The sequence below is a fragment of the Arthrobacter sp. Alg241-R88 genome (genome assembly GCF_900537115.1).
In the GTDB taxonomy this organism is placed as follows: domain Bacteria; phylum Actinomycetota; class Actinomycetes; order Actinomycetales; family Micrococcaceae; genus Arthrobacter.
In genome coordinates this window covers 99,575-120,951 of record NZ_UNRG01000011.1, presented here as the reverse complement: position 1 = coordinate 120,951, position 21,377 = coordinate 99,575, and the positions used below count along the sequence as shown (strand labels likewise).

The window sequence follows — 21,377 nt, the reverse complement described above, 5'->3', positions numbered from 1 at the left end:
GCTTGGGAGCCTAGATCAGCCCCTGCGCGAGCATGGCGTCGGCCACCTTCACGAATCCGCCGATGTTGGCACCGAGGACGTAGTCCCCGGGGGCCCCGTATTCCTCGGCCGTGGCGGCACACACGTCATGGATGCCCACCATGATGTCCGTCAGGCGCTGCTCGGTGTGCTCGAAGGACCAGGAATCGCGGCTTGCGTTCTGCTGCATCTCCAGGGCGGAGGTGGCAACGCCGCCGGCATTGGCTGCCTTGCCCGGCGCAAACAGGACGCCTGCCTGCTGGAAGACCGAGACGGCGCCGGGTGTGCTGGGCATGTTGGCGCCTTCACCCACGGCGAGCAGGCCGCCGCGCACCAGGGCCGCGGCAGCATCGCCGTCGAGCTCGTTCTGCGTTGCGCACGGCAGCGCAACGGTGGCGCCGGCATCCCACACGGAGCCGCCGTCAACGTAGGTGGCGCCTGGCTTGCGGACGCTGTACTCCTTGAGCCGGGCGCGCTCCACTTCCTTGATCTGGCGCAGCAGCGGAACGTCGATCCCGGCCTCGTCGACGATGTAGCCGCTGGAGTCCGAGCAGGCAACCACCGTGGCGCCCAGCGCCTGGGCTTTTGCGATGGCGTTGATGGCCACGTTCCCGGAACCGGAGACCACCACGCGCTGCCCGTCGAAGGAGAGTCCCCGGGTCTTGAGCATTTCGTTGGTGAAGATGACGGTCCCGAACCCGGTGGCTTCCGGCCGGACCAGGGACCCGCCCCAGGAGATGCCTTTGCCGGTGAGGACGCCGGATTCGTAGCGGTTGGTGATGCGCTTGTACTGGCCGAAGAGGTAGCCGATTTCACGCCCGCCCACGCCGATGTCGCCGGCCGGGACGTCGGTGTACTCGCCGATGTGGCGGTAGAGCTCGGTCATAAAGGACTGGCAGAACCGCATGACCTCGGCGTCGCTGCGGCCGCGCGGATCGAAGTCGGAGCCGCCCTTGCCGCCGCCGATGGGCATGCCGGTCAGGGCGTTTTTGAAGATCTGTTCAAAGCCGAGGAATTTCACGATGCCAAGGTTCACCGAGGGGTGGAACCTCAATCCGCCCTTGTACGGACCCAGCGCGGAGTTGAACTCCACCCGGAAACCGCGGTTGATCCGCACCCGGCCTTGATCGTCCGTCCAGGGGACGCGGAAAATGATTTGGCGCTCAGGTTCGCAGAGCCGCTCCAGGATGGCCGCTTCGAGGAACTCCGGGTGGCGGTCGTGGACCGGGCCGAGGCTTTCGAGAACCTCCGTGATGGCTTGATGGAATTCCGCTTCACCGGGGTTTCTGGCCAGGACTGTATCCCTGATGGCCTCCAGCCGAGCATGCATGAACTTTTCCTTACGTGGCCGAACGAGGGATGGCGGACGCAGGGCGGCGCCGTCCCGAAGGTTTACATTTCAAGTTATCCGATTACGACTGCGGACTGTTAGGCGGGCATCCCAGCTTCCGCTAATCTCCGTATTGTGACAGTAATATTCCACTTTACGAAATACTCACCGGGCGGCTCGTCAGTCAGCGGGGCGTCCTGATGCCGTATATCTGCCTCCTCCTGTCCGGCGCTGCGCTGCTGATCAACGGCCTGGCCGCCCTCGGGCACGTGCCCCGCCGCGACGCAGCTGTGCTGAGCCTGGCGGTGGGGTTCGTCCAGCTGGTGCTCGGCGTCGTCGTCCTGTCCCCGGGCCCATCTGCGGGCGGAGCGCTGACAGCTGCCGGCATGTTCCTGTTCGGCCTGACATATCTCTATGTGGGCCTGGACTTTCTGCTGGACCTTGGCTCAAAGGGGCTGGGCTGGTTTTGCGGCATGGTTGCCAGCGTTGGGCTGCTCCTCGCGGTGGCCCGGCTTGCCGAGGATCCCCTGCTGGCCGTTCTCTGGCTGGGCTGGTCCCTGCTGTGGGGTTTGTTTTTTGCCTCGATGGCCCTGGGCCTGTCCAGGGTGGACCGGTTCACGGGCTGGGCGCTGGTCCTCACCAGTCAGGTGAGCGCCACCGTCCCGGCCTTTCTGGGGCTCGCCGGGCTTTGGCCGCGCGGCCCGATCGTTGCTGCCGCTGCAGCCGCCTTGCTTGCCGGACTGTTCGCCGCCGCCGGCGTCCTGGCGCGCCGGACCCCCACGCGCAGAAAGGCCCGGTCCGGTGCAGTTGCACCGGACGGGGCCGTCAGTAAAACACTTTCCGCTGCCGGAGGGGAAGCTGCGCGTTAGCCGGCGTTCCCCACACTGCTGAGCCGCATACGCCGTTCAATCCGTGATTCCACCAGGGCACCGGCGGCGAACATCACCGGGACAGCCAGCAGCAGGGCCGCCGCCGTTTCAGCGCTGCCGCCGATCAGTGCGGTGAAGTTGCTGACCACCAGGGACAGTACCCACGCCAGCAGCAGTGTGGCGAGGGCCGGCGCCACGCGGGTCTGCCAGAGCTGGCCTTCCACGCGTTCGCGCCGGAAGAATCCCACCACGGCCACCGAGCAGAGGATATACAGCACCAGGAGTGCAGCCACCGCGAGTCCGCTGAACCAGGAAAACAGTGTCAGGACGGGATCCAGCGCGAGCAGCGCGAACGGAACTACCAGCACGACGGCGGTGGCCGTCTGGATGCGGGCCGCTGCGGCGGGGGCGCGGTGGCGGTTGGTCCTGGCCAGGACGGCGGGCATGGAGCCTTGGAGTGCCAGGGAGTGCAGGTACCGGTTGATGCCGTTGTGGAAGGCGATGATGCCTGCGAGCAGGGACGTCACCAGCAGGATGCCCGTGGCGGTACCGGCCCACGGGCCGAACAGTTCCACCATGGGAGCCAGTACGAAGCTGGTGGAGTCGCCTGATTCGAGGGCCGCGCCGGCGGCGTCCATGACCTGGCTGGGGCCGTAGTAGCTCACCAGCATCCAGGAGATGAAGGAGAAAAAGACGGCGATCACGGCCACGGACAGGTAGGTGGCCCGTGCAACCGTGCGGTGGGCGTCCTTGGCTTCTGCCGAATAGATGGCGGTGGATTCGAAGCCGAACATGGAGGCCACAGCAAACATGATGGCCACGCCGGGGGCGCCGGCCGCAATGGCTTCGGGTGAGAAGGACCCACCCAGGCTGATGCCCTCGGGCCCGCCGCCGCTGAACAGCACGGTGAAGCCGAACATCAGCAGGACGGCCACTTCGAGTCCCACCAGGAGGGCCAGGACCCTTGCGCCGAGTTCGATGTTCAGCGAGCCGAGTACCTGCACTCCCGCCATCGTGGCCAGGGCCAGCAACCACCAAGGAACGCTTGCGCCAACGGAAGCCAGCAGCCCGGAAAATGCCGCACCATAGAGGCCGTACATCGCCGCCTGCGCTGTGCTGTATGCCAGCAGTGCCAGCCAGGCCGCGCCGGCGCCGGCCTTCCTGCCGAAGGCCGCCGTTACGTACGCGTAAAACGCGCCGTTAGCCCGGATCCGGCGGCTCATGGCCACAAAGCCGACGGCGAATATGACAATCACGATGCCGACAATCAAGTAGGCGCCCGGGGCGCCGGCACCGTTGCCAAGCGCGGCAGCCAAGGGGGAAGCACCGGCGATTCCCGTAAGAGGCGCCTGCGCCGACAGCACAAAGAACAGGATGCCCATGACGCCGATGCTGCCGGAGCGGAGGGCAGTGGAATGCTCCCTGGCGGGCTTTGCATCATCAGTCCGGGACTCGGAATTCGAAATACTCATTGGATCCTTCTTAACGGTCATGAGCGCTGCGGAAAGGGTGCGGCTTCATCACTTCCTGCACCATTGGATTCAGCATGGCACTGGCGGGAGCGGCGGGATTGTCGTGCAGCGATCAGTTGTTGTAGCTGAGCGCAACACGGGCTTCCGGAGTGCCCGTGTCCGCAATGACCCTTCGTGAGGCCACCGCGTCACCTGCCCGTGGCATACTGCCCTAGACCAGAGATTGCCGGACCCGCCGGCCGGAAGGGGCCCCTTTGATGCAGGAACTCGCCAGTGTGGACGAGGCAGCGCGGCAGCATGTCGTGGAGGCCTTGGCCCGCGCGGACGTCAGCGCCGGAACTGACTTCGAGGGACGGTTCGACCGGCACTTCCCGGACCTCCTCCGGCTCTTCCATTCGTTGTACGGTTCCCGGGGGGACTGGCTGGACCAGCTCACCGCACTGGTCCTGCAGTGTGCGCGCTCGTGGCAGGAACGCCCGCGTGGGTTGAAGGCGATCGACGCCGAGCGGGAGGCGAACCCCGGCTGGTTCCTGGCCAACACCATGCTGGGCGGCGTTTGCTATGTTGACAGGTATGCCGAAAGCCTGGAGGGAGTCCGGAGCCGCATCCCGTACTTCAAGGAACTCGGCCTCACCTACCTGCACCTGATGCCGCTGTTCCTGGCACCCGAGCCGCACTCCGACGGCGGCTACGCAGTCTCCAGCTACCGCCAGGTCAACCCGAAACTCGGCACCATGGAGCAGCTCAGGGATCTGGCCGCGGAGCTCAAGGTCAACGGGATCAGCCTGGTGGTGGACTTCATCTTCAACCACACCTCGGACGAGCATGAGTGGGCCAGGCGCGCTGCCGCCGGTGATCCCGAATTCAGCGACTACTACTGGATCTTCCCGGACCGCACCATGCCGGACGCCTTCGAACAGAACGTGCGGGAAATCTTCCCCGAGAACCACCCCGGTTCTTTTATCCGGATGGAGGACGGCCGCTGGGTGTGGGCCACGTTCCACACCTACCAGTGGGACCTCAACTACTCCAACCCCGACGTGTTCCGGGCCATGGCCAGCGAAATGCTGTTCCTGGCCAACCAGGGCGTAGACATCCTGCGCATGGACGCGGTGGCCTTCATCTGGAAACAGCTGGGCACCCCCTGCGAAAACCTCCCCGAAGCCCACACCCTGCTGCAGGCCTTCAACGCCGTCTGCAGGCTCGCGGCGCCGTCGCTGCTGTTCAAGTCCGAGGCCATCGTGCACCCGGACGAGGTAGCCCTCTACATCGACCCCGCCGAATGCCAGATCTCCTACAACCCGCTGCAGATGGCCCTGATCTGGGAATCCCTGGCCACCCGTGACGCCTCGCTCCTGGCCCAGGCCCTGGAGCGCCGGCACAACATCCCGGACGGCACCTCGTGGGTGAACTATGTCCGCAGCCACGACGACATTGGCTGGACCTTCGCGGACGAGGACGCCCCGGAACTGGGCATCAACGGCTTCGACCACCGGCGGTTCCTGAACTCCTTCTATGTCAACCGCTTCCCGGGCAGCTTCGCCCGCGGCGTGCCCTTCCAGGACAACCCCAAGACCGGGGACTGCAGGATTTCGGGCACGACGGCGTCCCTGTGCGGTATGGAAGTCGACCCCGCTGAGGCGGTGGAGCGGATCCTCTTGGCCCACTCGGTTGCCTTCAGCACCGGCGGCATTCCGCTGCTGTACCTCGGCGACGAGGTGGGCCAGGTGAACGACTACGGCTACGCCTCCGAGCCGGGGCACGAAGCGGACAGCCGCTGGGTCCACCGGCCGCATTACCCGGCGGAGCAGTACGCCCACCGCCAGGATCCTTCCACCCCCGAAGGCGCGGTCTTTGCCGGCCTAAAGCGGATGGTCGAGGTCCGGGCGGCCACGCCTGAATTTGCCGGCACCCGGCTCATCGACTTCGCCACCAACAACCGCAGCGTCCTGGCCTACCAGCGCCCGGGGTGGCAATCCTGGATCCTGGCACTGGCCAACTTCAGCGACAAGCCCCAGTCTTTGCCTGCCGAAACCTTCTCCGGATACTCAAGCGCCGCCGTCGACCTTCTCTCCGAAGCCGGCCTGCAACTGGACGAGGGAGTCACGCTCCTGCCCCGCCAGTATCTCTGGCTGCGCGTCACCCCTGCGTAATCCCAACTAAGTAGCGCCAAGTGTCGTTATGACCGCCCAAAGCGACACTTAGCGCTACCCAGTTGGGCGGGCGGGGGCGGGGCGTGAAACCATACGGACCATGGCCTCCAAGATTGCGTACCAGGGTGAACCCGGCGCCAACTCCAATATTGCGTGCCAGCAGATGTTCCCGGACATGGAAAGCGTGCCCTGCGCGAGCTTTGAGGATGCGTTTGAACTCGTGTCCAGCGGCGAGGCGGACCTGGCCATGATTCCCATCGAGAACTCGATTGCGGGCCGGGTGGCGGACATCCACATCCTGCTGCCGCAGTCCAACCTGCAGATTGTGGGCGAGTTTTTCCTGCCGATCCACTTTGACCTTCTGGGCATCCCGGGCAGCACCATCGAGGACGCTACCGAGGTCCACAGCCATATCCACGCCCTCGGCCAGTGCCGGAAGCTGATCCGCGAGCACGGCCTCAAGCCCGTGATCGCCGGCGACACGGCGGGGTCGGCCCGCGAAGTGAGCGAATGGAACGATCCCCGGAAACTCTCCCTCGCTCCCCCGCTGGCCGCGCAGATTTACGGCCTCGAAGTGCTGGCATCACGGGTGGAGGACGATCCTTCCAACACCACCCGCTTCGTGGTCCTGGCCCGTGAAACCGTGCTGCCGGCCCGGGACGAACTGCCCGGACCGGCGGTCACCAGCTTTGTGTTCCGTGTCCGCAACGTCCCGTCCGCCCTGTACAAGGCGCTGGGCGGGTTCGCGACGAACGGCGTGAACATGACGCGCCTGGAAAGCTACATGGTGGGCAACGAGTTCGCGGCCACCATGTTTATGGCCGACGTCGAAGGCCACCCCGAGGACCTGCCGCTGAAGCTGGCCCTCGAGGAACTGGACTTCTTCACCACCGAGGTGCGGATCCTCGGCGTCTATGACGCCGCGGAGTACAGGACAGCTCAGACCGTCAGAGGTTGACCCGAGGCCTGGTGCGGCTTCAGCAGGGCGGAGAAGAACTCCCCCAGCTCGGCCGTCGCCGTGAGCGGCAGGACATTCGCCACGTACTGGTCCGGGCGGACCACCACCACCACGCCGCCGCGGTCCAGGCCGCGAAGTTCGAAGATGTCGGCGCCGGGATCGGTAGCGTACACCTTTTCGTAGTCGGTCAGCTTGAACGGGCCCACGTGCGGTTTGAAAACGGCGGGAACCTGTCCTATGTCCACACCGGTGTGCGGTTGCTGGTAAATGACCTTCAGGTCGAACCAGGCGTCCGGATCAGCGTCCGACGGCGTCGCGGCCAGTGGCGAGTCCGGCGAGCTCGCGATCCACTCGGTGAAGTTCGCCACCCCTGAGCGGGCTCCTGCGGGCGCCGCGTCTGCAAAGACGTAGATGCGCCACCGCCCGTCGGCTGTGGCGTGGTGGCCGAGGTGCATAGGGTTCGTGTCGCCAACCCGCACCACGGGCGCGGACTTGAAGCGTTTGCCCACCGGGAAGCCCGTGGCCAGCGCCTGGTGCTTGGCAGGGGCCACCAGCATGGACGGCGCATACTCGGTCATAAATCCGGCCGGGAACTCTGCGGTGCGCACGTAGAAGTCCTCAAGGTCCGAGGGGTTTTCGAACTCCTCGGGCTTCTTGGCCATCATGGCGGACCATTCCTTGTCGAAGTCGATGAGGTTCTTTGCCACCACCTGGCGCTCGGCTGAGTACGTCGCCAGTAGGCTCTCCGGGCTGCGCCCCTCGAGCACGTGCCCCAGCTTCCAGGCGATGTTGAAGCCGTCCTGCATCGAAACGTTCATGCCCTGGCCGGCTTTGGCGCTGTGCGTGTGGCAGGCGTCGCCGGTGATGAACACCCGCGGGGTGCGCGTGCCGCGGTCCTCCGGCAGGACGTCGTCGAACCTGTCCGTGAGGCGGTGGCCCACCTCATAGACACTGTGCCACGCTACATTGCGCACGTCGAGAGTGAAGGGGTGGAGGATCTCGTTGGCCTTTTCAATGATTTGCTCAATGCTGGTGTTCCGCACGGCGTGGTGGGTTGCCGGGTCCACCTCGCCCAGGTCCACGTACATACGGAACAGGTGTCCGCCTTCCCGCGGGATCAGCAGGATGCTGCCCTTTTCGCCCTGGATGGCGCACTTGGTGCGGATATCGGGGAAGTCGGTGACGGCGAGGGTATCCATCACGCCCCAGGCATGGTTGGCCTGGTCTCCGGCGAGGGTGCAGCCAATCGCTGTGCGCACCTTGCTCCGGGCGCCGTCGGCACCTACCACGTATTTGGCGCGCACCACGCGTTCCTGCCCCTCATTGGGACCGGAGGTGTGCAGGAGCGTCACGGTGACAGGGTATTCCCCACCGTCCTGGACGCTGAGCGACTGGAACTCATACCCGAAGTCTGGCTTCAGCCGGGTGGGTGAGTTGGCGGCGTATTCGGCGAAGTAATCCAGGACGCGGGCCTGGTTGACGATCAGGTGGGGGAACTCGCTGATGCCCGTGGGGTCATCAGGAGTGCGGGCAGTCCGAATGATTCGGCTGCGGTCCGAGGGATCCGGCTTCCAGAACGCCATCTCGGTGATGCGGTAGGCCTCGGCAATGATGCGCTCAGCGAATCCGAAGGCCTGGAAGGTTTCGACGCTGCGCGCCTGGATGCCGTCGGCCTGTCCAATGGCAAGCCGGCCGGGGCGGCGCTCGATGATCCGTATGGTGATATTCGGGAACATCGAAAGCTGTGCTGCGGCGAGCATACCCGCCGGACCGGTGCCGACAATCAGGACGTCAACCTCGTCCGGGAGTTCATCGGGCCGGTTGAGGCCGACGCCGGCTGCCGGCTTTACCCGCGGGTCTCCGGATACGTAACCGTGGTGGTGAAACTGCACGGGATTCCTCACTTCGTTGTGTGGCTGGGAGCCAAAGGATATGTGTTCGATAATGGAATTTGGGTTTCCATATGAGAAAACCATGCTGTGGAGCAACACTGTACGCCAGGTGTGACGCGGGCGACAAGAGCGACAGAATTGGCAAAGACCAAGGGGTTGACAAACGTTAGGTCCGAGCGTGAAAGTGATCGTATACGATTTCGTACTTCACAAGGAGTTGCTTTGGAGCAGGTCAACGAGGACATCCTCTCAGCGGCGCGAAAGGTGATCGCGGTGCACATCAACTACCCCAGCCGCGCTGCACAGCGGGGGCGCACACCGGCCCAGCCGTCCTACTTCCTGAAGCCGTCGTCGTCGCTCTCCCTGACTGGAAACGCGGTGGAACGCCCTGCGGGCTGTGAACTTCTTGGCTACGAAGGCGAGATCGCCCTGATCATCGGCAAGGCCGCCCGCCGGGTAAGCATGGAGGACGCGTGGAGCCATGTTGCCGCCGTGACCGCCAGCAATGACCTCGGTGTGTACGACCTGCGCTACGCGGACAAGGGCTCCAACCTCCGGTCCAAGGGCGGCGACGGGTTCACTCCAGTGGGCCCGGCACTGATCCCGGCAGACGCCGTCGACCCCGCCGGCCTGCGCATCCGTACCTGGCACAACGGCGAACTGGTCCAGGATGACACCACGGAGGACCTGCTCTTCCCGTTCGCCCGGCTGGTGGCTGATCTGTCCCAGCTCCTGACGCTTGAGGAGGGGGACATCATCCTCACCGGCACCCCTGCCGGCGCGTCCGTGGCCAAACCCGGGGACGTGCTCGAGGTGGAGGTTTCCGCCGGCGGCCTCACCACGGGCCGCCTGGTCACCCGGGTGGAGGAAGGCACGACGCCGTTCGCGGACTTTGGTGCCGGGCCCAAGGTTGATGACCTGCAGCGGGAGGAGGCGTATGGTTCGCGTTCGGCCGCCGGGCTGCCCGCCGTCGCGCCTTCCCTCTCCCCCGAGCTGAAAGCAAAGCTGGAGAGCGTGGCCACAGCCACCCTGTCCTCCCAGCTGCGCAAGCGCGGCCTTAATAACGTCAGCATCGACGGTTTGCAGTCCACCCGCCCGGACCGCCGCGTCGTCGGCCTGGCCCGGACCCTGCGGTATGTTCCCAACCGCGAGGACCTCTTCAAGACTCACGGCGGCGGATTCAACGCCCAAAAGCAGGCCATCGACTCGATCAACGAGGGCGAAATCCTCGTCATGGAAGCCCGCGGCGAAAAGGGCACCGGCACCGTGGGTGACATCCTGGCCCTGCGCGCCCAGGTCCGCGGCGCCGCGGCCATCATCACCGACGGCGGCGTCCGCGACTTCACAGCCGTGGCGGGTTTGGACATGCCCACCTACTTCGCCAACCCGCACCCCGCCGTGCTGGGCCGCCGCCACATTCCCTGGGACACGGACATTACCATCGCCTGCGGCGGCGCCACCGTCCAGCCCGGCGACATCATCGTGGCCGACTCCGACGGCATCCTGGTCATCCCGCCGGCCATCGCCGAAGAACTCGTGGACGACTGCATCACCCAGGAGCAGGAAGAAACCTTCATCTTCGAAATGGTCAGGCAGGGCAACAGCGTGGACGGCCTCTACCCGATGAACGCCGGCTGGCAGGCCAAGTACGCGGAATGGAAGGCAGGCAACCCTCATGACTGAAGCAGTGGCTGAGCTTGCCGCTGCCCCCGGCAGCAAGTCCGAACAGGCGTACCAGGCCGTCAAGGCGCGGATCATCGAGGGGACCTACACTCCCGGGTACCGCCTGGTCCTGGGCAGCATCGCCAAGGACCTGGGATTCAGCGTGGTCCCGGTCCGGGAAGCCATCCGCCGGCTGGAGGCCGAAGGCCTGGTCACGTTCGAACGCAACGTCGGCGCCACCGTGGCCGGGATCGATCCCACCGAATACCTCTACACCATGCAGACATTGAGCATCGTGGAAGGCGCCGCCACAGCGTTGTCCGCTCCCTTGATTGATTCCGTGGCGATTGCCCGGGCGCGCGCCGTGAACGAGGAGATGCGCGAGTGCCTGGACCACTTTGACCCCGTCCGCTTCACCCGGCTGAACCAGGACTTCCACAGCGTCCTGTTCGAGCACTGCCCCAACCCCCACATCCTGGACCTCGTGCACCGCGGCTGGAACCGGCTGGCAGCGCTGCGGTCCTCCACCTTCCGCTTCGTCCCAGGCCGCGCCCACGACTCCGTGGACGAGCACGAGGCACTCCTGAAGCTGATCGAAACCGGCGCCGATGCTGACTCGATCGAAAAGGCAGCCCGCCTGCACCGTTCCGCCACCCTGGACGCCTACCTCGCCCAAGCCAAGCACTAGTAAGGACTTCAACGATGACGACCTCTGCAGAAACCGCCAAGCACTACGTGCCGCAGGACCTTCCCACCCACATCCAGCACTACATCAACGGCCAGTTCGTCGACTCCGTTGGCGGTAAAACCTTCGACGTCCTGGACCCGGTGTCCAACGGGAACTACGCCACCGCCGCGGCGGGCCAGAAGGAAGACATCGACCTCGCCGTGGCTGCCGCCCGCGAAGCCTTCACCAACGGCCCCTGGCCGAAGATGAAACCCCGCGAACGCGCCCGCGTCCTGAACAAAATCGCCGACGCCGTCGAGGCCCAGGAAGCCCGGCTCGCCGAGCTGGAAACCTTCGACACCGGCCTGCCCATCACCCAGGCCAAGGGCCAGGCACTGCGTGCCGCCGAGAACTTCCGGTTCTTCGCAGACCTGATCGTGGCCCAGTTCGACGACGCCATGAAGGTCCCCGGCTCGCAGATCAACTACGTGAACCGCAAGCCGATCGGAGTCGCGGGACTGATCACGCCGTGGAACACACCGTTTATGCTCGAGTCCTGGAAGCTCGCCCCGGCGCTGGCAACGGGCAACACCGTGGTCCTCAAGCCCGCCGAGTTCACCCCGCTGTCCGCGTCATTGTGGGCCACCATCTTTAAGGACGCGGGCCTGCCCGACGGCGTCTTCAACCTGGTCAACGGCCTGGGCGAGGAAGCCGGTGACGCCCTCGTCAAGCACCCGGACGTGCCGCTGATCTCCTTCACCGGCGAAACCACCACCGGCCAGACCATCTTCCGCAACGCCGCCGCCAACCTCAAGGGCCTGTCCATGGAGCTCGGCGGCAAGTCGCCCTGCGTCGTGTTCGCCGACGCCGACCTGGACGCAGCCATCGATTCGGCCCTGTTCGGGGTCTTCTCCCTCAACGGCGAACGCTGCACCGCAGGCTCCCGCATCCTCGTTGAACGGGCCATCTACGACGAGTTCTGCGAAAAGTACGCAGCCCGGGCCAAGAACATCGTGGTCGGTGACCCGCATGATCCCAAGACCCAGGTGGGCGCGCTGGTCCACCCGGAGCACTACGAGAAAGTCGCCTCCTACGTGGAGATCGGCAAGTCCGAAGGCCGGCTGCTGGCCGGCGGCGGCCGCCCCGACCACCTGCCCGAAGGCAATTACATCGCGCCCACGGTGTTCGCCGACGTCGCCCCCGACGCCCGGATCTTCCAGGAGGAAATCTTCGGCCCCGTCGTGGCGATCACCCCGTTCGAGAACGACGACGAAGCCCTCGCCCTGGCCAACAACACCACATACGGCCTCGCCGCCTACATTTGGACCCAGAACCTGACCCGGGCGCACAACTTCTCCCAGAACGTCGAGGCCGGGATGGTGTGGCTGAACAGCCACAACGTCCGGGACCTCCGCACCCCGTTCGGCGGCGTCAAAGCCTCCGGCCTGGGCCACGAAGGCGGCTACCGCTCCATCGACTTCTATACCGACCAGCAGGCAGTGCACATCACCCTCGGCACCGTCCACACCCCCAAGTTCGGCAGCATCGAAACCTCGGCCGCCAACGAAGGCTAAACTCCGGCACCCAGCCCGCCCTGCCGCCGTCGGACTTTCCCAAACCCTTTCAAAGAAGAGAGACCATCATGACCAACTTCGTTCCCACCCCCACTGTCCCGGCCCCGGACATCGTCCGCTGCGCCTACATGGACATCGTGGTCACCGACCTCGCCAAGTCCCGCGAGTTCTACGTCGACGTCCTGGGCCTGCATGTCACCGAAGAAGACGAGAACGCGATCTACCTGCGCTCCCTGGAGGAGTTCATCCACCACAACCTGGTGCTGCGCAAGGGACCCGTCGCCGCCGTCGCCGCCTTCGCCTACCGGGTGAAGTCCCCCGCCGAAGTGGACGCCGCCGAGGCCTACTACCGCGAGCTGGGCTGCCGGGTGGAGCGGCGCAAGGACGGCTTCACCAAGGGCATCGGCGACTCCGTCCGCGTCGAGGACCCGCTCGGCTTCCCCTACGAGTTCTTCTACGACGTGCAGCACGTGGAGCGCCTCACCCAGCGCTACGACCTTTACTCCGCCGGTGAACTGGTGCGTCTAGACCACTTCAACCAGGTCACCCCCGACGTCCCCCGCGGCCGCGCCTACCTCGAGGACCTGGGCTTCCGCGTCTCCGAAGACATTAAGGATTCCGACGGCGTCACCTACGCCGCGTGGATGCACCGCAAGCAGACCGTGCACGACACCGCACTGACCGGCGGCAACGGCCCCCGGATGCACCACGTCGCGTTTGCCACCCACGAGAAGCACAACATCATCCAGATCTGCGACAAAATGGGCGCCTTGCGCATCAGCGACCGGATTGAACGCGGTCCGGGCCGGCACGGCGTGTCCAACGCGTTCTACCTCTACATCCTGGACCCGGACGGCCACCGCATCGAGATCTACACCCAGGACTACTACACCGGTGATCCCGACAACCCCACCATCACCTGGGACGTCCACGACAACCAGCGCCGCGACTGGTGGGGCAACCCCGTGGTCCCGTCCTGGTACACCGAAGCGTCCCTGGTCCTGGACCTGGACGGCAACCCCCAGCCCGTCATCGTCCGGGAGGAAAAGTCCGAAATGGCCGTCACCGTCGGCGCCGACGGCTTCTCCTACACCCGGCCCAGCGAAGCAGCCGGGGCTGAGGGGTTCAAGCTCGGAGCGCAGCTGTAGCCATGCTGGATGCCAAGACGATCGAGGCCATCGCCGACGAACTGCTGGAAGCCGGCCGCACCCGCACACCCGTCCCCCGCCTGACGGCCCGCTACCCGCACATGACCGTGGAGGACTCCTACGCCGTGCAGCAGTTGTGGCGGCGCCGCAACGAGGAAGCGGGCCGGACCCTGGTGGGGCGCAAGATCGGCCTCACGTCCAAGGCCATGCAGGCCGCCACGGGCATCACCGAACCGGACTACGGTGCCATCTTTGATGACATGGTGCTGGAAACCGGCTGCTCGGTGGAGTGGGACCAGTACACGCATCCGCGGGTGGAGGTGGAACTCGCCTTCGTCCTGAAGGACGGTCTCAAGGGCCCCGGCGTCACCATCTTCGATGTCCTGAACGCCACCGACTACGTGGTCCCGGCCCTCGAGATCCTGGACTCCAGGATTGAGATGGAGGGCCGGACCATCGTGGACACCATCTCCGACAACGCAGCGATGGGTGCAATGGTGATCGGCGGCCGGCCGGTGAAGCCGGACTCCGTGGATCTCCGCTGGGTCTCAGCCATCCTCTACAAGAACCAGACCGTGGAAGAAACAGGTGTGGCCGCCGGCGTCCTGGACCACCCGGCCAACGGCGTGCACTGGCTGGCCAACAAAATCGCCGCCCACGGTGATTCACTCAAGGCCGGCGACATCATCCTCGCCGGCTCCTTCACCCGCCCGCTCTGGGTTTACAAAGGCGATACCGTCCACGCCGACTACGGACCCTTGGGGAGTGTCACATGCCGCTTCGAATAGAAGACACCTTCCGCGACGCCCTGGCTGCGCAAAAGGGTGAAGCAGGCCGGCCGCTGGCAGGCATGTGGGTCTGCTCCGGCAGCCCACTCATCGCAGAACTCTGCGCAGGATCGGGTCTGGACTGGCTCCTGGTGGACGCCGAACACAGTCCCAACGGGCTCGAATCCATCCTCGCCCAGCTCCAGGCGATCCACGGCTACCCGGTCCACACCCTTGTCCGGCCGCCGGCCAATGACACCGTGGTCATTAAGCAGTACCTGGACCTGGGCGTTCAGAACCTGCTCATCCCCATGGTCAACTCGGTTGCCGAAGCTGAAGAAGCAGTCGCTGCCACGCGCTACCCGCCCCACGGTGTCCGCGGTGTCGGCTCGGCGCTGGCCCGCGCAGCCCGGTGGAACCGGGTGCCGGACTACCTCGCCCGAGCCAGCGAGACCATCAGCGTCACCGTGCAGATCGAATCTACGGCAGCAGTGGAGTCAGTCGAGGACATCCTCAAGGTCGACGGCGTCGATGCCATCTTCGTCGGCCCCTCCGACCTCGCAGCCTCGATGGGCCTATTGGGCCAGCAGGAACACCCCGAGGTGCGCGCCGCCGTCGAGCACTGCCTCAGCGCAGCCAAAGCGGCCGGGAAACCTGCCGGCGTGAACGCTTTCAACCCTGACACCGCCCGCCACTACCTGGACAACGGGGCGAACTTCATCCTTGTCGGCGCAGACGTCGCCCTCCTCGCAAGAGGCTCCGAAGCCCTCGCGAAGCAGTACATCCCGAAGCCCGACGGCGACACCCCTGCCAGCTACTGATCCGTCCCTTCCTAAGGACGCTGCTTCAATGACAGTTACCTCTGCGCTGCCCCTGCCGTCTCACCGGAGCGTGAGGCCGCGCTGCTTGCCTCTGTCCCGACCGGCCTGCTGATCGATGGTAAGTGGCGGGAGGCGTCCGACGGCGGCACGTTCGACGTTCACGACCCCGCCACCGGGGAGGTGCTCGCCACCCTCGCCTGCGCCACAAGCGAGGACGCGATTGCAGCGTTGGACGCAGCCGACGCCGCCGCACCCTTCGGCGGCAACCGGCCGGTGTTCCGGACAGCATGCCCTGCCTGACGCCTTGGCGTTCTCTCTGCGCCAACTGTCCTGCGCATAAAGACAAGCCTCCGGCACTCCCGGTCAACCAAACTGGGAGCAACCCGCTACGCCGACCGGCTGGCGTCCTTGCTACTCGAAGTGGAGTATCCCTTGGAAACCTATGATGCACTTCTCGCGTCCATTGCCCCCGCTGCCGGCACCGGCCGGACCATTTTTGACCCCGCAACGGGTGAGGCTGTGGGTGAGGCGCCCGTCCACGGCCTTGATTACCTTGAGTCTGCCGTCGCCGCAGCCGTCGCGGCCCAGCCTGCCTGGGCTGCCCTGGGCCACGACGCCCGATCCGCCGCGCTCCTGCAAGCAGCCGACGCCGTCGAACGCTCCGCCGAGGAACTCGCCCAGCTGCTCTCCCGTGAGCAGGGCAAACCCCTGAACGGCCCCAACGCCCGCTTCGAGGTAGGCGCCTGCGTCGCTTGGCTGCGGGCCACGGCCGGCCTGCCGCTGGAGCCTGAAACCATCGTGGACGACGGCGATACCCGGGCCGAGATGCACTACCGGCCCATCGGCGTCGTGGGTGCGATTGGCCCGTGGAACTGGCCGATGATGATCGCAGTCTGGCAGCTCGCCCCCGCCTTGCGGATGGGCAACGCCGTTGTGGTCAAGCCGTCCGGCAACACCCCGCTCTCCGTCCTGGCCCTGGTCAAGGTCCTCAACGAGGAACTGCCGGAGGGCATCCTGGAGGTGGTTTCCTGCGGCCGCGAGGTCGGTGCCCGGCTCACGGACCATCCCGCGATCGGCAAGATCATGTTCACCGGCTCCACCGCCGGCGGCCGAGCCATCATCAAGTCCTCCGCGGACACGGTCAAGCGGCTCACCCTGGAACTGGGCGGGAACGACGCCGGCATCGTCCTGCCCGACGCCGACCCCAAAGCCATCGCCGAAGACCTCTTCTGGGGCGCATTCCTGAACACCGGCCAAACCTGCGCGGCGCTGAAGCGCCTCTACGTCCATAACGACATCTACGACGCCGTCTGCGAGGAACTCGTGGCCGTCGCCCGGCAGATGCCGATGGGCAACGGCCTCGACGAGGACAACGTCCTGGGTCCCCTGCAGAACAAGGCACAGTTCGACGTCGTCGCCACCCTCGTCCAGGCGGCCAAGGACTCCGGCGCCCGCATCTTGCTGGGCGGAAACCCAGACACCAGCCAGCCCGGTTTCTTCTATCCCACTACCTTGGTGGCGGACATCGACAACAACAACCCGCTCGTCGTCGAGGAGCAGTTTGGGCCTGCCCTGCCGGTCATCCGCTACAGCAGCGTCGACGAAGCCGTGGAGAAGGCCAACGGGCTCGATGTCGGCCTCGGCGCCTCGGTCTGGTCCCCCAACCTGGAAGCCGCCCGCGGCGTCGCAGCCCGTATCCAGGCTGGCACCGTCTGGATCAACAGGCACGGCGCCGTGGACCCCCGCATCCCCTTCGGCGGCGCCAAGCAGTCCGGCTACGGCGTCGAATTCGGCGTCGAAGGCCTCAAGGCCCTCGGCATACCCCAGGTCATCAACGGCTGAGCCCCAGCCCCCCGTCGCTGCCCCAAGGGCCTGCGCCCCGAGGCCCTGGGCAGCGGCCTACCCCATTGCCGGGGCGGCGGCGGTCCGGCCGGACAATTGGCGGCGGGCCCAGCGGGCCAGCTTCTTGCCCTTGCCCTTCCACCAGTTGTCCTCATCCTTGTCGTGGTGCAGCCGGAAGATGATGGCCATGAGCACGAACATGCCCATCACCACATCGATCCAGGACGCCAGCACCAGGGCAATCAGGACGGTCACCCCGTTGGCGATGATCGACGGTACGGCCAGCGTCCGGAAGACGGTGCTCGCCACAAATCGCCGGTGCGACCGCGGCACGGACAGCGCGCGCACCATGTCGAAGCAGACGCACACCACCACGACGGTTTGTCCGAGTGCCAACAGGATCTGGCCGGGAATCGAGCCGCTGAATGAGGCGACCGCTTCCATCCCCGGGCTCACCGGTTGTCTCCGTGGCATTGGCAACAGAAGGCGGGCGTCTGCCCATGAGTACCAAACATCAAAAACCCCCAGAAACTTGGAACCACTGCTGCTGATCCAGCAGTGGTTCCATTCAAGTTTCCGGGGGCTGTACCGTCACGAGTAGTGAGTACTCATATTTTCCGGATGGGTGTTGGTTCCGGGTGCCTCAGATGAGCATTGCCTTGCGGACGTCAGCCGCGGATCCGGCACCGCCGGCCCCTGAGGAGGAGACCCTTCCGGCCGAGAGGACGTAGTAGCTGTCCGCGGCCTGCAGGGCAAAACCAATGTGCTGCTCCACTAGGAGGATGCTCATTCCGTTGCGCTGGGAAAGCTTGATAATGGTTGCTTCTATCTCGGCCACGACGTTTGGCTGGATGCCTTCGGTGGGTTCATCGAGGATCAGCAGGCGCGGGTCCGTGATGAGTGCCCGCGCGATGGCCAGCTGCTGCCGCTGCCCGCCGGAGAGCAGCCCGGCCCGCCGTGCCAACAATGGCCGGAGCGCCGGAAACATATCCAGGGCTTCCGCCACGCGCCCGGCGCCGTTCCTGCGCCCGTCCGCCACCAGCTGCAGGTTCTCCAGGACGGAGAGCTGTGCGAATGACTGCTGGCCCTGCGGCACATACGCCATTCCGCGGTCCACCCGCCGGTGCGGACGGAGGGCTGAGATGTCCTCCCCGTCAAGGCTGATGCGCCCCGCCGTGGGTTTGAGAAGCCCGACGACGGCGCGCAGCAGCGTTGTCTTGCCGGCGCCGTTGTACCCCAGGACAGAGACAACGGCTCCGTCCGGGACGGTCAAGCTCACCCCGGAGATTACCTGCGTGCGGCCGTAGCCCGTCTGCAGTTTTTCAATTTCAAGCATCGGTAGCCTCCACTTCCGAGGACCCGAGGTAAACGTCCTGTACTTTTTTGTCCGCCTGCACCTGCGCCACGCTTCCCTCACTGAGCACCTTGCCCGCAGCCAGGACAGTGACCGACGTAGCGAACTCACGGACGAAGTCCATGTCGTGTTCAATCACCAAGGTGATGCGGCTGGCGGCGATCCGGCGCAGCAGCTCCCCGGTTTCCGCGCGCTCGTCCTGGCTCATCCCGGCGATTGGCTCGTCCAGGAGGAGGACATCCGAATTCTGGACCAGGAGCATGCCGATCTCCAGCCATTGCTTTTGCCCGTGGGCGAGGATCCCGGCCTTCTTGCCTGCGGCACCCTCCAGTCCGATGATCTCCAGCGCCTCTTCCACCGCCGCGTCCACGGTCTTGCGGCGCCGGAGCAACCGAAGCGGCCCCCGGCCGGCACCGGCAGCGATGTCGAGGTTTTGGAGTACGGAAAGATTCTCGAAAACGCTGGCAGTCTGGAACGTACGCCCCACGCCCAGCCGGGCGACTTGATGCACTTTGCGTCCGAGGATTTCCGTGCCGGTGTGGTTCACCGATCCCGTGGCAGGTACCAGTCCGGTGATCGCATCGATAACGGTGGTCTTCCCGGCGCCGTTGGGGCCGATCAGGAACCGCAGGTCGCCCTGGATCACATCGAGGTTGACGTTGTCCACGGCAAGGAATCCGTCAAAGGAGACCGACAGGTCCCGGACTTCAAGGTATTTCGGCCGGCCGTGGCGCAACCCTCCGGCCCGCGGCTCACCGTCGGGGAGCAGGGTGGGCATGGTCATCTGCGGGCCTCCTCAGGCATGGTGGCGTTCTGTTCTGGTTCCGGCGGTGCGGCCAGGGGCGTTCGCACGCGGGTTGCCGGCACCGCCGGCGTTGATGCTGCTGTTCGGAGTCTGCGCCGCCTGCCCAACAGCGCCGGCAAGGAGGCCAGCCCGCCCGGCATGAAACCGATGACCAGGACAAACAACAGGCCCTGGAAGTACACCCAGAAGGAGGGGAAGGTGGAAGACAGGGCGGATTGGGCGGCGGCAACGCCCACAGCGCCGAGGACTGGCCCCAGGAGCGTCGCACGGCCGCCAATGGCCACGCCGATGAGGAAGGCGATGGAAGGGATCACACCGACATCCGCCGGAGAGATAATTCCGACGAGCGGGACGAACAACGCGCCTGCAATGCCTGCCAGGACAGCGGCAACCACATAGGTGACAGTTTTGATGGTGGCCGGGTCGTAGCCCAGGAAGCGGACCCGTTCCTCCTGGTCCCGGACCGCAACCAGCAGCTCCCCAAACCGGCTGTGCATCAGCTGCCGGGCAAGGGCTATGGACAGCAGGAGGACTACCGCCGCGATCAGGTACAGCATCACCTTGTTGTTCGGGTCCTTCAGGTCGAAACCGAAAAATGACCGGAACCCGCTGAGCCCGTTTGAACCACCGGTGGTGGCCTGCTGGCCGATCAGGAACACTGCGAACGCAGCCGCCAGCGCTTGGCTAAGAATTGCGAAATACGCCCCTTTAACACGGCGTTTGAAGATCGCCAGGCCAAGGACAAGTGCCACCAGCCCCGGTATCAGCACCACCGCCAGCAGCGTCACGGCGGGGCTCCGAAACGGTTCCCACCAGCCCGGTACCTCGCCGCTGCCGTAAAGGGACATAAAGTCCGGCACCCCGGAGCCGCCGAACAGCGAGGCGTCCGCCAGCTTCATGTGCATGGCCATGACGTAGGCGCCAAGCCCGAAAAACACTCCCTGGCCCAGGGTCAGCATGCCGCCGCGTCCCCAGGCCAGGCCGATGCCGACTGCCACGATCGCGAAGCAGAGGAACTTCCCCAGCAGGCCCAGGCTGAAGACCGGAAGCACCGCGGGCGCAACTCCCAGGAGCAGGACTGTGCCAAGGGCGAATCCCGCCGCAGTACCCAACCGTCCGCGCAACAGCCCCCTCATGCCAGGCTCCTTGTCTTGAGGCTGAAGATGCCCTGCGGCCGAAGCTGAAGGAACACCACGATCACTATCAGGATGAGGACCTTGCCAACACTTGCTGTGGTCGAGTACTCGAAGACAGACTGCAGCACGCCCAGTGCAAACGCCGCGATGACAGCCCCCTTGATCTGGCCGATGCCGCCGGCCACTACCACCAGAAAGGCATCCACAATGTAGTTGGTCCCGAGGTAGGGGCTGGTGGAACCTATGAGGGTGACGGCCACACCGGCTACTCCAGCCAGGCCGGAACCGATGAAGAACGTCAGCTGGTCGCTGCGCCGGGTTGAGACGCCGCTGGTTTCTGCGAGGTCCCTGTTCAACACGACGGCCCGGATGCGACGGCCCAGCGGGGTGGCCCTGAGGAGGAGGACCAGTCCGGCCAGGCACAACAGCGAGAGCGCCAGGATAAAGAGCCGGGTCAGCGGGATCGGTGCGCCCAGTACCTCGATGTTTCCCTGCAGCCAGCCTGGTGCGCGCACGTCCACACTGGGTGCACCGAAAATGTCCCGGGCGGCCTGCTGCAAAATGAGCGCCACCCCAAAGGTGACCAGGAGCGTGTCCAGGGGCCGGTGGTACATGCGGCGCAACAGCACCGCCTCGAGCACCAGCCCCAGGACACCACCCACCAGGAAACCCGCGGGAACGGAAACCAGCAGTGAAACGCCGGCATCGGAGATGACCTGCTGGACCACGAAGGCCGTGTAAGCCCCGGCCATCATGAACTCGCCGTGGGCCATGTTGATGACCCCCATCTGGCCGAAGGTCAACGACAGTCCCAGTGCTGCCAGGAGCAGCACGGACCCGAGGCTCAGTCCGGCGAACATTTGCCCTATCAGGAGTTCCATCCAGCAGGCCTTTCTCGATGTGTCCGGC

At 65.6% G+C, this 21,377-nt stretch carries 18 protein-coding genes and 1 pseudogene; 11 read left to right on the top strand and 8 right to left on the bottom strand.

Annotated features, from left to right (window positions below; genetic code table 11):
- Window positions 1-10 precede the first annotated feature (10 nt).
- Entirely contained in the window at window positions 11-1,348 is a 1,338-nt protein-coding gene (gdhA, locus tag G6R19_RS18435; RefSeq protein ID WP_163167656.1) for an NADP-specific glutamate dehydrogenase, read from the bottom strand.
- 200 nt (window positions 1,349-1,548) lie between these two features.
- On the opposite strand from gdhA, the gene G6R19_RS18430 reads away from it, so the two are divergent.
- A complete protein-coding gene (locus G6R19_RS18430) occupies window positions 1,549-2,217 on the top strand; it encodes an AmiS/UreI family transporter (protein WP_163167653.1) in 669 nt (222 codons plus the stop codon).
- On the opposite strand, the gene G6R19_RS18425 is transcribed toward G6R19_RS18430, so the two are convergent.
- Window positions 2,214-3,689, bottom strand: coding sequence for an APC family permease (locus tag G6R19_RS18425; protein ID WP_163167651.1), 1,476 nt, complete (start codon window positions 3,687-3,689; stop codon window positions 2,214-2,216). The two genes, G6R19_RS18430 and G6R19_RS18425, sit on opposite strands and share 4 nt — an antisense overlap.
- Before the next feature lie 257 nt (window positions 3,690-3,946).
- Here G6R19_RS18425 and G6R19_RS18420 point away from each other — a divergent pair, with 257 nt between their 5' ends.
- Window positions 3,947-5,842: an amylosucrase gene (locus G6R19_RS18420; protein WP_163167649.1), complete on the top strand. Its 1,896-nt coding sequence runs from the start codon at window positions 3,947-3,949 to the stop codon at window positions 5,840-5,842.
- Between the two features lie 100 nt (window positions 5,843-5,942).
- The gene (locus G6R19_RS18415; RefSeq protein WP_163167647.1) at window positions 5,943-6,800 is read left to right on the top strand and encodes a prephenate dehydratase; all 858 of its coding nucleotides are present in this window, start codon (window positions 5,943-5,945) and stop codon (window positions 6,798-6,800) included.
- On the opposite strand, the gene G6R19_RS18410 is transcribed toward G6R19_RS18415, so the two are convergent.
- On the bottom strand, window positions 6,782-8,692 hold the full coding sequence (locus G6R19_RS18410; RefSeq protein ID WP_163167646.1) for an FAD-binding monooxygenase: 1,911 nt from the start codon (window positions 8,690-8,692) through the stop codon (window positions 6,782-6,784). The genes G6R19_RS18415 and G6R19_RS18410 overlap by 19 nt on opposite strands.
- A 222-nt stretch (window positions 8,693-8,914) precedes the next feature.
- Between G6R19_RS18410 and G6R19_RS18405 the strand changes: the two genes are divergently transcribed.
- The 8 genes and pseudogenes from G6R19_RS18405 to G6R19_RS18370 all read left to right on the top strand — a co-directional run bounded on the left by G6R19_RS18405 (window position 8,915) and on the right by G6R19_RS18370 (window position 17,173).
- On the top strand, window positions 8,915-10,375 hold the full coding sequence (locus tag G6R19_RS18405; protein ID WP_163167644.1) for a fumarylacetoacetate hydrolase family protein: 1,461 nt from the start codon (window positions 8,915-8,917) through the stop codon (window positions 10,373-10,375).
- Window positions 10,368-11,042: a GntR family transcriptional regulator gene (locus tag G6R19_RS18400; protein WP_163167642.1), complete on the top strand. Its 675-nt coding sequence runs from the start codon at window positions 10,368-10,370 to the stop codon at window positions 11,040-11,042. The genes G6R19_RS18405 and G6R19_RS18400 overlap by 8 nt, the downstream gene beginning before the upstream one ends.
- A 14-nt stretch (window positions 11,043-11,056) precedes the next feature.
- Window positions 11,057-12,595: a 5-carboxymethyl-2-hydroxymuconate semialdehyde dehydrogenase gene (gene hpaE, locus G6R19_RS18395; RefSeq protein WP_163167640.1), complete on the top strand. Its 1,539-nt coding sequence runs from the start codon at window positions 11,057-11,059 to the stop codon at window positions 12,593-12,595.
- 68 nt (window positions 12,596-12,663) lie between these two features.
- On the top strand, window positions 12,664-13,743 hold the full coding sequence (gene hpaD / locus G6R19_RS18390; RefSeq protein WP_163167638.1) for a 3,4-dihydroxyphenylacetate 2,3-dioxygenase: 1,080 nt from the start codon (window positions 12,664-12,666) through the stop codon (window positions 13,741-13,743).
- A gap of 2 nt (window positions 13,744-13,745) precedes the next feature.
- A complete protein-coding gene (hpaH, locus tag G6R19_RS18385; protein WP_163167636.1) occupies window positions 13,746-14,531 on the top strand; it encodes a 2-oxo-hept-4-ene-1,7-dioate hydratase in 786 nt (261 codons plus the stop codon).
- Window positions 14,516-15,331: an HpcH/HpaI aldolase/citrate lyase family protein gene (locus G6R19_RS18380; protein WP_205484587.1), complete on the top strand. Its 816-nt coding sequence runs from the start codon at window positions 14,516-14,518 to the stop codon at window positions 15,329-15,331. The genes hpaH and G6R19_RS18380 overlap by 16 nt, the downstream gene beginning before the upstream one ends.
- Window positions 15,332-15,412: 81 nt before the next feature.
- Window positions 15,413-15,580 (top strand): annotated as a pseudogene (locus G6R19_RS18375) (aldehyde dehydrogenase family protein); the annotation flags it as partial.
- Between the two features lie 183 nt (window positions 15,581-15,763).
- Window positions 15,764-17,173: an aldehyde dehydrogenase family protein gene (locus G6R19_RS18370; protein WP_163167634.1), complete on the top strand. Its 1,410-nt coding sequence runs from the start codon at window positions 15,764-15,766 to the stop codon at window positions 17,171-17,173.
- Between the two features lie 57 nt (window positions 17,174-17,230).
- Here the strand turns inward: G6R19_RS18370 and G6R19_RS18365 are convergent, their stop codons facing one another.
- From G6R19_RS18365 to urtB, 5 genes are all read right to left on the bottom strand, one after another.
- On the bottom strand, window positions 17,231-17,617 hold the full coding sequence (locus tag G6R19_RS18365) for a hypothetical protein (protein WP_163167690.1): 387 nt from the start codon (window positions 17,615-17,617) through the stop codon (window positions 17,231-17,233).
- A gap of 199 nt (window positions 17,618-17,816) precedes the next feature.
- The gene (gene urtE, locus G6R19_RS18360) at window positions 17,817-18,509 is read right to left on the bottom strand and encodes an urea ABC transporter ATP-binding subunit UrtE (protein WP_163167632.1); all 693 of its coding nucleotides are present in this window, start codon (window positions 18,507-18,509) and stop codon (window positions 17,817-17,819) included.
- Window positions 18,502-19,311 carry an urea ABC transporter ATP-binding protein UrtD gene (gene urtD, locus G6R19_RS18355; RefSeq protein ID WP_163167630.1) on the bottom strand — a complete coding sequence of 270 codons (810 nt, stop codon included), beginning with the start codon at window positions 19,309-19,311 and terminating at the stop codon, window positions 18,502-18,504. Before urtD ends, urtE begins: the two co-directional genes overlap by 8 nt.
- Window positions 19,308-20,468: an urea ABC transporter permease subunit UrtC gene (gene urtC / locus G6R19_RS18350; RefSeq protein WP_163167628.1), complete on the bottom strand. Its 1,161-nt coding sequence runs from the start codon at window positions 20,466-20,468 to the stop codon at window positions 19,308-19,310. Before urtC ends, urtD begins: the two co-directional genes overlap by 4 nt.
- Complete coding sequence (gene urtB / locus G6R19_RS18345) at window positions 20,465-21,349, bottom strand: urea ABC transporter permease subunit UrtB (protein WP_163167625.1); 885 nt, start codon at window positions 21,347-21,349, stop codon at window positions 20,465-20,467. Before urtB ends, urtC begins: the two co-directional genes overlap by 4 nt.
- Window positions 21,350-21,377 lie beyond the last annotated feature (28 nt).

Bases quoted from the DNA above. Each gene is read 5' to 3' on its own strand.
- gdhA (WP_163167656.1), bottom strand. From the start codon at position 1,348: ATGCATGCTCGGCTGGAGGCCATCAGGGATACAGTCCTGGCCAGAAAC.
- G6R19_RS18430 (WP_163167653.1), top strand. From the start codon at position 1,549: ATGCCGTATATCTGCCTCCTCCTGTCCGGCGCTGCGCTGCTGATCAAC.
- G6R19_RS18425 (WP_163167651.1), bottom strand. From the start codon at position 3,689: ATGAGTATTTCGAATTCCGAGTCCCGGACTGATGATGCAAAGCCCGCC.
- G6R19_RS18420 (WP_163167649.1), top strand. From the start codon at position 3,947: ATGCAGGAACTCGCCAGTGTGGACGAGGCAGCGCGGCAGCATGTCGTG.
- G6R19_RS18415 (WP_163167647.1), top strand. From the start codon at position 5,943: ATGGCCTCCAAGATTGCGTACCAGGGTGAACCCGGCGCCAACTCCAAT.
- G6R19_RS18400 (WP_163167642.1), top strand. From the start codon at position 10,368: ATGACTGAAGCAGTGGCTGAGCTTGCCGCTGCCCCCGGCAGCAAGTCC.
- hpaE (WP_163167640.1), top strand. From the start codon at position 11,057: ATGACGACCTCTGCAGAAACCGCCAAGCACTACGTGCCGCAGGACCTT.
- hpaD (WP_163167638.1), top strand. From the start codon at position 12,664: ATGACCAACTTCGTTCCCACCCCCACTGTCCCGGCCCCGGACATCGTC.
- hpaH (WP_163167636.1), top strand. From the start codon at position 13,746: ATGCTGGATGCCAAGACGATCGAGGCCATCGCCGACGAACTGCTGGAA.
- G6R19_RS18380 (WP_205484587.1), top strand. From the start codon at position 14,516: ATGCCGCTTCGAATAGAAGACACCTTCCGCGACGCCCTGGCTGCGCAA.
- G6R19_RS18365 (WP_163167690.1), bottom strand. From the start codon at position 17,617: ATGGAAGCGGTCGCCTCATTCAGCGGCTCGATTCCCGGCCAGATCCTG.
- urtE (WP_163167632.1), bottom strand. From the start codon at position 18,509: ATGCTTGAAATTGAAAAACTGCAGACGGGCTACGGCCGCACGCAGGTA.
- urtD (WP_163167630.1), bottom strand. From the start codon at position 19,311: ATGACCATGCCCACCCTGCTCCCCGACGGTGAGCCGCGGGCCGGAGGG.
- urtC (WP_163167628.1), bottom strand. From the start codon at position 20,468: ATGAGGGGGCTGTTGCGCGGACGGTTGGGTACTGCGGCGGGATTCGCC.
- urtB (WP_163167625.1), bottom strand. From the start codon at position 21,349: ATGGAACTCCTGATAGGGCAAATGTTCGCCGGACTGAGCCTCGGGTCC.